This is a genomic window from Citrobacter freundii complex sp. 2024EL-00216, assembly GCF_043945515.1.
Classification (GTDB): Bacteria; Pseudomonadota; Gammaproteobacteria; order Enterobacterales; family Enterobacteriaceae; genus Citrobacter; species Citrobacter portucalensis.
In genome coordinates this window covers 37572-50075 of sequence record NZ_JBIMRA010000007.1, presented here as the reverse complement: position 1 = coordinate 50075, position 12504 = coordinate 37572, and the positions used below count along the sequence as shown (strand labels likewise).

Here is a 12504-nt window from a genome sequence, read left to right as displayed (position 1 = left end):
TTTCCTTAATATGCGCGCAGCGTCTGAAAGACCGAAGCCAGAAGACGTGCATCTTTGATGCCCGGCTGTGACTCTACGCCAGAATTGAAATCGAGACCGGCACAGCCGGTTTTTGCCGCGTCAACGCAGTTATCTGCGCCGAGTCCGCCAGCCAGTAAAACGTTATCCAGCGATTGTCCGCCTAAAAGTGACCAGTCGAAGCGTTGACCGCTGCCGCCCTGGCCGTTGTCGAAGACGTATTTATCGACATGCTGATAATCACGGGCTGGCAACGTCTCGCTGACGCTGAGTGCCTTCCAGATTTGCACCTGTGCGGGCAGTAAGTCGCGCAGAGCGTCAACATAGGACTGGTCTTCGTTACCGTGCAGTTGCACGGCAGTTAGTCCCAGCTCCGCCGCTGTTGCGCTCACGTCGGTAATATCTGAGTTGCGAAACACCCCGACGTATTGCAGCGGCGCGCCGGTCATGACCTCTCGCGCCTGTGCTACGTTGACCGCGCGCGGTGATGTGGGGACAAAAATCAAGCCGCCGTAAATGGCGCCCGCTTCGTATGCCGCATTTGCATCCTGAGCCCGGGTTAAACCGCAGACTTTATTCTCGCCGAGCAGTACGCGACGCACGGCGGCGTGCAGATCAGCATGCGACATCAGCGCGGAGCCAATCAGAAAACCGTTAGCGAAGTGGCTGAGCTCGCGCACCTGACCGTAAGTATTGATGCCGGACTCGCTGATGACGGTCACACCATGACCCAGTCGCGGTGCCAGTTGACGGGTGCGATTCAGATCAATCGACAGATCGCGTAAGTCACGGTTGTTGATACCAACGACTTTGGCGCCCAGTGCGATAGCACGCTCCAGCTCTTCTTCGTTACTGACTTCGGTCAGTACGCCCATTTTCAGGCTGTGGGCGACGGCGGCGAGTTGACGATATTGCTCATCATCGAGCACCGACAGCATCAGCAAACAGGCGTCCGCCTGGTAGAAACGCGCCAGGTAAATCTGGTAAGGATCGATAATAAAGTCCTTGCACAGAATCGGCTGCGGTGCGATGCGGCTGACGATAGGCAGGAAATCAAAGCTCCCCTGGAAATACTTCTCATCGGTCAGTACGGAGATCGCGGAAGCATAATGTTTATAGATGCTCGCAATCTGTGCCGGGTCGAAGTCATCACGGATCACGCCTTTTGATGGAGATGCTTTTTTGCATTCCAGAATAAAGGCGGTGCGTGCACCTTGCAGCGCATCGTAGAAATCACGTGAGCCAGGCTGAACATCATTTTGAAAGCTGGCCAGCGGTTGTTGCTGTTTGCGGGCTTCTACCCAAATCGCCTTGTCTGCGACAATTTTCGCTAAAACGGTTTGCATCATTTACCCTCTTGCTGCCAGTGCAGTGACGCGGTCATAGGCCGCACCGCTACGCAGTACATTAATCACGGTTTGCGCATTGGCTTTTAAATCTTCTTCACCGTGCAGGCGCATTAACATGGCGACATTCGCGGCAACAGCAGCTTCATGAGCGGCTTCACCTTTACCTTGTAACAAGCGACTAAGAATGTCACGGTTTTCTTCCGGCGTGCCGCCAGCCAGCTGTTCCTGGTGGTAAGGCGTCAAACCAAAGTCTTCTGCCGTCAGTTGATAACTCTTGATTTCCCCATCGTGCAGCTCTGCCACAATGGTCGGCGCATGCAGCGAAACTTCGTCCATGCCACCACTGTGCACCACGGCTGCTCGTTGATATCCCAGCACGCGCAGCGTTTCAGCAATCGGTAGCACCAGTTCCGGGCTGTAAACGCCGATCAGCGCCAGCGGCGGATGCGCCGGGTTAATCAACGGGCCGAGCACGTTAAACAGCGTGCGGGTTTTCAGCTGCTGGCGTACCGGCATGGCATGGCGAAAACCGGTGTGATATTTCGGCGCAAACAGGAAGCACACCCCGAGGTCGTCTAGCGCCTGACGGGATTTATCAGCGTTCATATCCAGATTGATGCCAAATGCCGCTAACAGATCCGAAGAGCCAGACTTGCTGGAGACGCTGCGGTTGCCGTGTTTGGCAACTTTCAGTCCGCAAGCCGCCGCAACAAAGGCGCTGGCGGTAGAAATATTGATGCTGTTGCTGCCGTCGCCGCCGGTACCGACAATATCGGCAAACAGATAATCAGGGCGCGGGAACGGGGCGGCGTTTTCCAGCAGCGCGGTTGCCGCACCGGCAATTTCATTCGGGTGTTCGCCACGAATTTTCATGCTCACCAGCGCTGCAGCCAGTTGTTCCGGCTTCAGTTCACCGCGAACGACTGCGGAAAACAGCTGGTGACTTTCCTGCTGGGACAGCGTCTGGGCCTGATACAGTTTCTCCAGAATGGGTTGCAGCGTATTGGTTTGTTCAAGCTTCTGTTGCGCCCAGGCCAGCGTTTGTTCCAGCAAACGCGCGCCCTGGGTGGTCAGAATTGATTCCGGATGGAACTGGAAGCCGCAGACGCGATCGGTATCGTGACGTACCGCCATCACCATGCCGTTAAAGTGGGCGTTAATGGTCAACCCAGCAGGTACGTTGCTGCCAACCAGTGAATGATAGCGTGCCACCGGCAGCGGATTCGCCAGACCAGAAAACATCGCCTGACCGTCGTGTTCAATGCTGGACGCTTTGCCGTGAAGGATCTCTCCGGCCTGACCCACATATCCACCATAGGCTTCAACAATGGCTTGGTGTCCCAGACAAATACCGATGATTGGCAGCTTGCCGCGCAAACGGGTTAACAGCTCCGGCATGCAACCTGCCTCGCTTGGCGCGCCTGGTCCTGGAGAAAGCATCAGCACCGGATTTTTCATGGTTGCTAAGCGGTCAATCAACGTCTGGGCCGGAATATGGTTGCGGTAAATCACCACATTGTGACCATTAGTACGCAGCTGATCCGCCAGGTTATAGGTAAAAGAATCGATGTTATCAAGCAGCAGAATGTCAGCCATTAGAAGGTCTCCTGTGCGTGGTGCGCGGTAGCGATAGCACGTAGAACCGCGCGCGCTTTATTACGGGTTTCATCGGCTTCAGACTGCGGTACAGAATCCAGAACAATCCCGGCACCGGCTTGTACGGTGGCAATACCGTCTTCCACGAGGGCGGAGCGAATGACAATACAGGTATCCAGATCACCATGCGCCGTGAAGTAACCTACCGCACCGCCGTAGCTGCCACGGCGGCGACCCTCTGCCTCGGCGATAAGCTGCATGGCGCGAACTTTTGGCGCTCCGCTTAACGTGCCCATATTCATACAGGCGCGGTAAGCGTGCAGCACATCCAGATCGCTACGCAGTTCGCCGACCACGCGCGAAACCAGGTGCATAACGAAGGAGTAACGATCGACTTTGGTGAGGTCAGCAACATAGCGGCTGCCAGGCGTACAGATGCGCGCCAGGTCGTTACGCGCAAGGTCAACCAGCATCAGGTGCTCAGAAAGCTCTTTATGGTCGGTACGCATCTCCAGCTCGATACGGCTGTCGAGATCGCGATCAAGCGAACCGTCCGCACGACGACCGCGCGGGCGAGTACCAGCAATCGGGTAGATCTCAATCTGGCGGCTGGTGGCATCGTATTTCAGCGAGCTTTCCGGGGAGGCGCCAAACAGCGTGAACTCGTTGTCTTGCATGAAAAACATGTATGGGCTGGGGTTACTTTTCTTCAGCACATAGTAGGCCGCCAGCGGAGATGGGCAGGGCAGCGAGAAACGGCGGGATGGCACCACCTGGAAAATTTCGCCCGCGCGAATCGCTTTTTGCATGCCACGAACTACGGCGCCAAACTCTTCATCGCTCTGATTGCACTCGCAGCGCATCTGCGGGACTTCAGTGACCGGCAACGGCGGCGCAGGCTCGGTAAGCTGCTGGCTCAACTGCGCCAGCCGAGCGTTAAGACGCTGTTTTTCCGCATCATTGGGGGTAAAAATACTGGACTGAATACGAGTGCTTTTTTTCTGGTGGTCGATAACCATCAGCGTTTCTGCCAGATAGAAGCAGTAGTCAGGGCAACGGTTGCCCGCTTCAAGCTGAGGTAAATCTTCAAAACCGGCAACCAGGTCGTAGGAAAAAAGACCGCCGAAGAACATCGCTTCACGTTCTTGCACAGGAACATTCACCAGCTCCTGCAATAAACGGAATGCATCAAATACGGACAGGGAGCATAAGCGGGCGTCTTCATCGAGCAGTGGGCTGACGGCAGGGAATCGCAGATGACGACCATTCGGCTGTTGTTCGTTCTCAACGCCAGCGGGCAGGGCAGCATCCAGCAGGGGCAGCAGCGATGCGCCGTTTGCGGACAATGCCTGAATAGTGACAGTGTCACCGAGAGCGGTAATGCGTAATGCGCTGTCGACCAGCAGCAGACTCTTCAGATCGTCTTTGCTGTCGATGTCTGCAGATTCCAGCAGCAGTGTTGCTGGACGTGCGCCACACACCTGATGAAACAGCGCCGTCGGATTCTCACGGTAGGCGGCATCGCAGGCAAGCAGTTCGAGTGTCGGTTTTTGAGTTTGCATCGTTATTCTCATTAATTTTGTTCAAAAAAAAGCCCGCTCATTTGGCGGGCCGGGTATCTGGTTGCATATTGCAGACGTAAGACACTGCCCGAAATCAGGAAGTGCGCCACCAACCGTGCAGAACAAATGTTGCTTTCATCTCAGATACCTTCTTCATGTGAACTTGCGTACTAGTTAACTAGTTCGATGGAATAAAGTCAACACCTGATTTCAGTATATTTGTCGAAACCGCTATGATGGGCGTGATACGACATTTATTGAAACGGGAGCCGCCTTGAGCGACACGAATTACGCAGTGATTTATGACCTGCACAGTCATACTACAGCCTCCGATGGGCGGTTAACGCCAGAAGCCTTAGTACACCGTGCGGTAGAGATGCGAGTCGGTACACTGGCGATCACCGATCATGACACCACGGCCGGCATTGCGGCGGCAAGAGAAGAAATTTCACGTTCAGGTTTAGCCTTAAATTTGATCCCTGGCGTAGAGATATCAACGGTCTGGGAAAACCATGAGATCCATATAGTGGGTCTGAACATTGATATCGCCCATCCCATGATGTGTGAGTTTCTGGCGCAACAAACGGAACGTCGTCAGCAGCGTGCGCGCCTGATTGCCGAACGACTCGACAAAGCGCATATCCCCGGCGCGTGGGAAGGGGCGTTACGCCTGGCTGATGGCGGGGCGGTTACGCGGGGCCATTTTGCGCGTTTCCTGATGGAATGCGGAAAAGCCACAACCATGGCGGATGTCTTTAAAAAATATCTTGCCCGTGGGAAAACCGGTTACGTTCCGCCACAGTGGTGTACAATAGAACAAGCTATTGATGTCATTCATCATTCTGGCGGTAAGGCTGTTCTGGCTCATCCTGGGCGGTACGATCTTAGCGCTAAGTGGCTGAAAAGACTGGTTGCGCATTTTGCTGAACATCGCGGCGACGCGATGGAAGTAGCACAGTGCCAGCAGTCTCCCAATGAACGCACCCATCTGGCGACGCTTGCGCGTTCGCATCAACTGTGGGCATCGCAAGGGTCTGATTTTCATCTACCCTGCCCATGGATTGAGTTGGGTCGTAAACTTTGGTTGCCCGCAGGCGTAGAAGGCGTCTGGCAACTTTGGGAGCAGCCCGCGATCACAGAGAGGAAAGTATGAGTCAGTTTTTTTATATTCATCCCGAAAACCCGCAGCAGCGACTGATCAATCAGGTCGTTGAAATCGTGCGTAAAGGTGGGGTGATCGTCTATCCAACCGATTCCGGTTATGCGTTGGGCTGCAAAATTGAAGATAAAGGCGCCATGGAGCGCATTTGCCGCATCCGTCACCTGCCGGACGGACACAACTTTACGCTGATGTGTCGTGACCTGTCCGAACTGTCGACCTATTCGTTTGTCGACAACGTGGCATTCCGTTTAATTAAAAACAACACGCCGGGTAACTACACCTTCATCCTGAAAGGGACGAAAGAAGTTCCGCGCCGTTTGTTGCAGGAAAAACGTAAGACCATCGGCCTGCGTGTGCCATCGAATCCGATTGCGCTGGCGCTGCTGGAAGCACTGGGCGAGCCGATGCTATCTACATCGCTGATGCTGCCGGGCAGTGAATTTACTGAGTCAGACCCGGAAGAGATTAAAGACCGTCTGGAAAAACTGGTGGATTTGATTATTCACGGTGGCTATCTCGGTCAGCAGCCGACCACGGTCATCGATTTAACCGACGATTCCCCGGTGGTGTTGCGTGAAGGCGTCGGCGACGTTAAACCTTTCTTATAAGGGCGCGAACCGCTATACTACGCGGCCTTAAAATGGCGCTGACTGGCGCCGTTGATTCTCCTGTTCGACGCCTGTGAAGGTAAAAAATCACCAAATCCAATCAAGACGTTAGCGTTAACTCCATGAAATACATAACAAAATGGGTGGCGCAATGAGGAACAGAGTGTACAACAAGACTCCGCGATTCACGACGAAACGCGGTAACATCTACTACATCAACTTTCGACTTACAGATGGAACATTTTTTCGTCGAAGCCTCGGCACAGATTCCTTGCAAGCTGTCGAGGTTACAATGTCACGTCTTAGCGCTTACATCCCCCTTGTTCAAAGTGGTTCACTATCTGTTGAACAGTTCAAAATGCACATTGACGGCTTCAGAGAAGCGACACAGAGAGACTTTGATACTTATCTGTTGGATTGGCTTAGGATGGGCGTTGAAGAAGCTCAACGGATGCCGGAACTTGGACGGATGCAGCGAAAGATCGATCCTGAAAGTGCAATCTCTCCGATTGACAGTGTAACTGAGGCGAAAGGTCGTACGGAAGTTCATCTGAATCGTATATATAGCGGCGATGATTCAACGGCGCGGATGTTGCTTGCCACTTTGTTTAAGAAGAAAGTTTCTTTTGACCAAAGTGATGTAGAACAGGCTTACTACGTGGCGGGGCAGATTGATTTACATCAGGCCATGCTCCAACAAGCCTATGATGCTTTCTATTCTGGTGATCTTGTTCGATATCGCTCTTTGGTTGAGGAGATGCAATTCAAGCTAACAGAAGCAGAACGGCAGAAAAAGCCAGTAGCTAAAAAGGCTGTATCCCCTACGGTTGAACCTGAAAGCCACAATACACCTCTGCTCTCTGTCGCCTGGAAGATGTTTACCAGTGAGAAAGGAAAGGGCTGGGCGGTGGCTGTCGCCAACGAAAACCAGCGTTTCTATGACGTTTTGCTATGTGTTATCGGTGATCTTCCTGTTGGAGTGATCACGAAGCAGCAAATACGGCAGACGCTGGAAGTGATTAAAAACCTCCCGCGTAGAACTAAACTTCCATACTCTCGTTTGAGTCTTGAGGAATGTATTGAGTTCGATGTACCAGAAGATGATCTGATCAGTAGTGCCAACGTTAAAAAGCATCTCAAGATCTATTCTTCTTTTTTCAAAGTGTTCCTGAAAGATGAAAAAGACATTTTAGAAAAAGCGCCAACGGAAGGGATCAAATACGAAGTAATGGAGAATAAGGGCGGCTCTTACTCAAAATCTGAGATGCAGCGCTTTGTAAAATATCTGAATACTTGCACCGATTGGCGGCGTGATTATTTCCTGACTCTGATTTATACCGGGGCACGTCGGGGCGAAATTGCTGCTATCCGTAAAGAGCATATTCGAAAAGATGAAGAAACAGGACGCTGGTACATCTTCATTGACGGCGGGAAAACTGATCAGGCTGTGCGGCAGATACCGTTAAACAAAATTTTAGAAAAGTTACTTTTAGCGCGTATTAAATCGCTCAAATCTACTGAGCCTGTTTTCGGTGAGTTGCCAACGTATGAACAGATCGGGCTTGAGTGGCATAGCATCATGTCTGCTTGTGAAATACAAAAGTTTAATGAATTTGGACAGAAGAGGGTGATCCATGCCCTTCGTCACACTTTCATTTCGGGGGCAATGACAAAAGCTTTGCCCGTAATGGTGCAGTTTGTCGTTGGCCACAGTCGGACACAATCATTAGGTATAACAGCACGTTACACCCATAGACCACTATTGAGAGATTTACTTCCGGTAGTTGATTGCATAAACTGGTAACGTTGTTCCACCAAGGGGTTAAGTATTTTTTCCCTAAATTCAGTTGGTTGCAAAAATTATGCTTGATAGATTTCCTATGATACATCTTAGTTGTTGATGAGGGTTGGGTATGTCAAAAAAATCTAAGCGAACTTACAAGTATGGTGATCAACCAATGAGGGTTATCATTGTTCAGGTGGTGGAACTATTGGGTGGAGCTGCAACTTTGAAAAATGTCGATGCTTATCTGAGGTCAAAATTTCCTCATTATAGGGACAACACTCATTTAAACCTCGCCATTAACACTGTTAACTGTAATAGAAGCCATTGGGATTGTAATAAAGTTGCCAGAAGAACAGATGATGTAACTCATCGTTATCATGAATATGATCGATTATTCAAGCGTGGAAAGATTTTTGAAATCTATCAACCCTCTGTGCATGGCATTTGGGAGTTGTACCAAGATCAACAGGGTAAATGGTGTTACCGTCAAGTGAAGTCGGAGTTTGAAGAAGCAGTAGAGGCTGCTGCTAAATTACCCTCATCTATACGGGAGCGGATTTTAGCAACGGAAAGTAAAACTCCAGAGCTAACCGAAGTCACAACTCGAGTTTATAAGCGAAGCCCGTATGTGGTTGCAGAAGTTCTTTTAAGGGCTAATGGTAAGTGCCAAAACTGTAAGCGTGATGCACCCTTCCTGAAAGAAGATGGCACACCATTTCTTGAGGTTCACCACATTGAGTGGCTTTCTAAAGGTGGAGAAGATTCTGTTGAGAATGCGATTGCGTTATGTCCTAACTGTCATAGACAAGCGCATTATGGCATTCTGGAGTTATTATCAGTTAATAAATAAACCTAAATTTCATGAAGCCGCTACGCTCCGTTTGTCTCCTTACCACTAACGGGGCGTTATGGCTTCTATTGCTAGACACTTAACAAATTGATAAACCGTGTTTGCACGGACACAACTAAAAAAGGTTTTCAAATGGAAATGTTAAAAAGTGCAGTGTTCTCAGATTGCAAACAGTATCGCTATTCAATAACCAGAACCTGGGATGAAACAAAACCCTATGTGGTCTTTATAGGTCTGAATCCTTCTTATGCTGATGCTGAAAAAGATGATCGCACTATGGGCCGTTGTATCTCGTTTGCAAAAAGCTGGGGATGGGGTGGGGTGCGTATTGTCAATCTGTTTGCATACGTCCATACAAATCGCTTCGAAATGATGAGGATGGCTAATCCTGTTGGTTCAGATAATGATCGCTACATAGTTGAAACGGTAGCTAATGCTGGATTGGTAGTTGCTGCATGGGGTGATGACGGACGGCATTTGAATCGCTCTGATGCTGTGCGTGCGCTTCTGCCTTCTGATACGAAATGTTTTAAAATCAATGTAACAGGTGAACCAAAACATCCTCTCCTTGTGCATAGAGATGCGGTGCTGATTCCCTTTATTTAATTGGTAAGGCATTCAGTGAGCATAGTTATTCCGTATTGTGAAAAGGAGCATTGCGCCTCCCTCGTATTATTCCTGTAAAGCCCGTAGCCACATCAAAAGCAAATTAAGCTGACTTTCTGCCACGGCAGGTATTCGGACGGTTCTAGCCTTTCTCACTTCGCTTTCGTCCGTGTTACCAGCCAGCTATTCAATCAGGATTTCTAACAACTCCTTCGCTCTGTTCCAGTTGTGATTCTTTGGTCGCTCCTTGCTTGCATCTGCCATGAAACAGGCTTCTACATGGTCGTAATGAAACAGAAGGGCAAGAAAACTTTCATGTTGCCATTGTTCCGGCTTTTTCAATCCGTAACTGTTTTCCATGTTGATCACCATTCTAAAGAAAACTCCTCTGTTAAATCGTCCTGCACGTCCTGACCATACCCGATGTAGTACATTGTTGAGCGCGGATCTGTCTGTCCCAGGAAATGGGCGATTGTCTCTATAGCCACCCCTGCATCGAACATCACACGTCCACGGCTTTTACGAGGTGTATGGCATCCCACGTTAGAGAATCCCGCTCTACGGCCCATCTTTCCAAATTCAGCAAACACGGTGTTACGGGTTACGGCGTGGCCTTTGCTACGGAGATCGCCCTTGCTAAAGATGAAATCAGTTTTCACTGGCATAGTGGCTTGCTCTACCTTGCGTTGTTCCACTACTGACAACATGGAAGTAGTAACCTTTGGTCTTACCACGTTTCCTGTTTTCTCCTGCTTTACCTTCAAGTGAGATTGCCCCACTACGTCTTCATACTTGAGCTTGAGTACGTCAGAGATACGTAACCCGCTCTCATACATGAACACCCACAGGCAATAGAACAGATTGCTTCTGGCGTTGCGCTGTAGCTCTGCCGCCACTGCCTTAACTTCGTCTGCACTCTTTAGCGTTTGGCTAATACCTTTCATCTTTATCTCTCCTCTTGTTCGTTTCGGTGAAAACATCATTGATCAGAAAATGATTATTTTCAACATATTACACGATACGTTATTTATAAAGAGCACAGAATGATTAAAATGTGTGCGCGGTTGCCTGACGTGCTGAACGGCGTGATCGAGGCCACTCTCATTCCAGGCGTAGAAATGCCCAAATATCAGTAACTAATTGAAAAATAACTTAAAAATTGTTTGTTTAAATGATTCATGAAACGGCGTTTTTGTCAAGAGATTTATTTTCGATGGCGGGGAGTTACCCCTTTTTGCATGGTGAGGTGATGAAAAGGTGTGCTGAGTGAGTTAAATCAAAAGGTTACAGAATACACTTTGCTAAAGTGTATCGAATCGGGAGAGATTTTCACGGTAAATGATAGTATTTATCATTTGTAGTGAAGAGACCTCACGTGATGAGAGTTATTCTCAGTAATGACGGTTTTGGCATGAAAAATAGAGTTGTTACATTATTAACAATAAAACAAGGGAACTCGTTCAACGAATGTTGCACAGGTGAAAGTGCTCATTGTGGACAATGATCGATGATAGCCGCACGGCGTAAGGCTTTATAAAAGTTAAGTGATTCTGAAATAGAAGTTCAAAGTTTAACTTAGGCTACATTCCCGAGTTTATTTTATGGTTAATAACGTTGGATTACCGCTTGATTTGTAGTGTGTTTAATGGTCTATTTGTGCCACTTTCGGTGGCGATAGTGGCATGGAATAAATGACAGAACAGGGCGTAGACCTCAGCAGGTATTTAAGACACGGAACGAAGATTACAGAAAATGGTTCTGACGATTGGCAAACACCGAAAGTTATTTATGAGGTGTTGAATAAACGTTTCAAATTCACTCGTGATGCAGCAGCGTCGAAAGATAATAGCCACTGTGATAGATATTGGACAAAAGAAGATAATGCTTTATTGATGGATTGGAGCCAGGAGAAATCTATATTCTGTAACCCACCATATTCTAAAGTGGCTGAGTTTTTAGCAGAGGCACACAAGCCAGAAAGAGCAATATTTTTAATTCCGTTCAGACCTCAGACGGGATTTTTCTTGCGGTATGTTTGGGCTTCGCCGTATTTGCATGAAATGATGATTATCCATCGTGGTATGAGGTTTATTCATCCAGACCGTGCTGAAAGTGTCCGTTCGCCTATGCCTGTTGTATGTCTTGTTTATCACAAAGCACAACGAGAGCGTGATCTTCTGATAACTGTCAACTGTGCTGATACGCTGCAAACCTTGCATGTGGTGGCGGGGCAGAGACCAGGCCATCCCCTAGAGCATAGTCACAGCATTAAAGATAAAGTGATGCAGGACTATCTTAGGAATAATCTTAAGGTGAGTGACCTTGTTGAGAAATACCGCGCTGATGTTTCAAGACGGACGATCTACCGTTGGGTGAAGGTCTGATCGGTAATCGACGCGAAGCGCCGGAACCTTACTGTTATGCGCTGGCATCGGTGACAGGCTCACGCCGCGCATGTAAGATAGCCATTACAGGAGAGAGTATTTTTGGCAAGTTACCTTTATCAAAGGTGCTTCTCCTGTACAGATGCTTGTTATGCGCGCTACGCTCCCAAACATAACCCCATTAAACCCAACTAACTTAAAGTTAGTTAATCGGTATTCTATCTCTTGGGCTACTACCGCCCAAACTTTGCTTAATGCCATACAGCGACTACGCCGCCATTAACAACACTCTGCAATGATCCAATGGCATTCCTGCCTAATGTCATCCACCGATCTTGATTAACCACCAACCAAACAACCACCCTAAATCCTTTAGGCTGTCTGTTTATCTGGTGCAAGGTAGCTATGACATTACCATACGTGCAAACATCCCAATCCAATCATCACTGATTGTCTCGTGCTGATGCACTTCAGTGCAGAGAGAGAATCTCTCTACTATTATAGCGAATTTGGTAGGTATCTGTATTTAAAGGGAAAAATAGTGTGAAAATCGCCATTTTTCACTTTTTTTCTCAAGAAATGG

At 48.9% G+C, this 12504-nt stretch carries 12 protein-coding genes and 1 other annotated feature; of the genes, 6 read left to right on the top strand and 6 right to left on the bottom strand.

Features of this window, described 5'->3' with window-relative positions:
• Positions 1–5: 5 nt before the first annotated feature.
• The 4 genes from trpCF to trpL all read right to left on the bottom strand — a co-directional run bounded on the left by trpCF (position 6) and on the right by trpL (position 4664).
• Positions 6–1367 (bottom strand): bifunctional indole-3-glycerol-phosphate synthase TrpC/phosphoribosylanthranilate isomerase TrpF, encoded by a 1362-nt coding sequence (gene trpCF / locus ACHHZ7_RS11015; protein ID WP_225623043.1) that lies wholly within the window; start codon positions 1365–1367, stop codon positions 6–8.
• Positions 1368–2963: a bifunctional anthranilate synthase glutamate amidotransferase component TrpG/anthranilate phosphoribosyltransferase TrpD gene (gene trpD / locus ACHHZ7_RS11010; protein ID WP_057067328.1), complete on the bottom strand. Its 1596-nt coding sequence runs from the start codon at positions 2961–2963 to the stop codon at positions 1368–1370.
• A complete protein-coding gene (locus ACHHZ7_RS11005; protein WP_060682124.1) occupies positions 2963–4525 on the bottom strand; it encodes an anthranilate synthase component 1 in 1563 nt (520 codons plus the stop codon). Before ACHHZ7_RS11005 ends, trpD begins: the two co-directional genes overlap by 1 nt.
• Positions 4526–4548: 23 nt before the next feature.
• Positions 4549–4643, bottom strand: a sequence feature (Trp leader region).
• Positions 4620–4664, bottom strand: coding sequence for a trp operon leader peptide (gene trpL, locus ACHHZ7_RS11000; RefSeq protein ID WP_012905981.1), 45 nt, complete (start codon positions 4662–4664; stop codon positions 4620–4622). It overlaps the preceding feature by 24 nt.
• 135 nt (positions 4665–4799) lie before the next feature.
• Here trpL and rnm point away from each other — a divergent pair, with 135 nt between their 5' ends.
• The 5 genes from rnm to ACHHZ7_RS10975 all read left to right on the top strand — a co-directional run bounded on the left by rnm (position 4800) and on the right by ACHHZ7_RS10975 (position 9537).
• A complete protein-coding gene (rnm, locus tag ACHHZ7_RS10995; protein WP_060682125.1) occupies positions 4800–5678 on the top strand; it encodes an RNase AM in 879 nt (292 codons plus the stop codon).
• Positions 5675–6295 (top strand): L-threonylcarbamoyladenylate synthase, encoded by a 621-nt coding sequence (locus ACHHZ7_RS10990; protein WP_060682126.1) that lies wholly within the window; start codon positions 5675–5677, stop codon positions 6293–6295. Before rnm ends, ACHHZ7_RS10990 begins: the two co-directional genes overlap by 4 nt.
• Positions 6296–6587: 292 nt before the next feature.
• Positions 6588–8099 carry a tyrosine-type recombinase/integrase gene (locus tag ACHHZ7_RS10985; protein ID WP_225623044.1) on the top strand — a complete coding sequence of 504 codons (1512 nt, stop codon included), beginning with the start codon at positions 6588–6590 and terminating at the stop codon, positions 8097–8099.
• A 109-nt stretch (positions 8100–8208) separates the two neighbouring features.
• Positions 8209–8931, top strand: coding sequence for an HNH endonuclease signature motif containing protein (locus ACHHZ7_RS10980; protein WP_060682127.1), 723 nt, complete (start codon positions 8209–8211; stop codon positions 8929–8931).
• A gap of 138 nt (positions 8932–9069) precedes the next feature.
• Positions 9070–9537 (top strand): DUF1643 domain-containing protein, encoded by a 468-nt coding sequence (locus ACHHZ7_RS10975; protein WP_071845323.1) that lies wholly within the window; start codon positions 9070–9072, stop codon positions 9535–9537.
• A gap of 183 nt (positions 9538–9720) precedes the next feature.
• On the opposite strand, the gene ACHHZ7_RS10970 is transcribed toward ACHHZ7_RS10975, so the two are convergent.
• On the bottom strand, positions 9721–9897 hold the full coding sequence (locus ACHHZ7_RS10970) for a hypothetical protein (protein WP_160311308.1): 177 nt from the start codon (positions 9895–9897) through the stop codon (positions 9721–9723).
• Between the two features lie 5 nt (positions 9898–9902).
• Positions 9903–10481, bottom strand: coding sequence for a tyrosine-type recombinase/integrase (locus ACHHZ7_RS10965; protein ID WP_060682129.1), 579 nt, complete (start codon positions 10479–10481; stop codon positions 9903–9905).
• 747 nt (positions 10482–11228) lie between these two features.
• Here ACHHZ7_RS10965 and ACHHZ7_RS10960 point away from each other — a divergent pair.
• Positions 11229–11921, top strand: a complete 693-nt coding sequence (locus tag ACHHZ7_RS10960; RefSeq protein WP_049014264.1) for a DNA N-6-adenine-methyltransferase — start codon at positions 11229–11231, stop codon at positions 11919–11921.
• Positions 11922–12504: the final 583 nt, after the last annotated feature.